The 516-nt window shown below is 48.1% G+C and carries 1 protein-coding gene; it reads right to left on the reverse strand.

Annotated elements, in window-relative coordinates:
- The coding region (locus tag HQK80_09335) for an HD domain-containing protein (protein MBF0222410.1) at positions 1-516 on the reverse strand (516 nt) is incomplete at both ends.

Raw genomic sequence — 516 nt, forward strand, 5'->3', positions numbered from 1 at the left:
GGGTATCCTGTCCTGTCCCATTTTTCGTGGTGTGTAGCGGCGATCTCTCGGGCAAGCTCAAGAAAATTGTCCCCCTCAATCTTCCTGGCCGTTCGTGCAAGAACCTTTTCACCAAATAATGTGTGCTTTTTAATTTGCTCAAACTCTTCGGTGGTTAAATTGCCAGGCTTTGTGAGGATGACGTCGGGCACACCGACTTTTCCAATATCATGAAGAGGTGCGGAGTAAACGAGGAGCTTGATATACATATCATCTAGCATCTCAGTGTATATATTGTTGTCTCTGAGATGTTCGGCCAGAGCCTTAACGAAGTGCTGAGTGCGCTGTAGGTGAGCCCCTGTTTCTGGATCACGTGTCTCGGCAACAGTTGCCATGGATTCTAATGTAAGTCGCTGCGCTTTGGCCAGGCGCTGAAACCAGATATAGGCTCGCCGTTTTTCTGTGGCATAGCGTAGCAGGGAAAACAGAGCAAAGAGCACAATTTTGGTAACCAGAGGAACGCTAGGAGAGAGAAAA

The sequence above is a fragment of the Desulfobulbaceae bacterium genome (genome assembly GCA_015231515.1).
Lineage (GTDB): Bacteria > Desulfobacterota > Desulfobulbia > Desulfobulbales > VMSU01 > JADGBM01.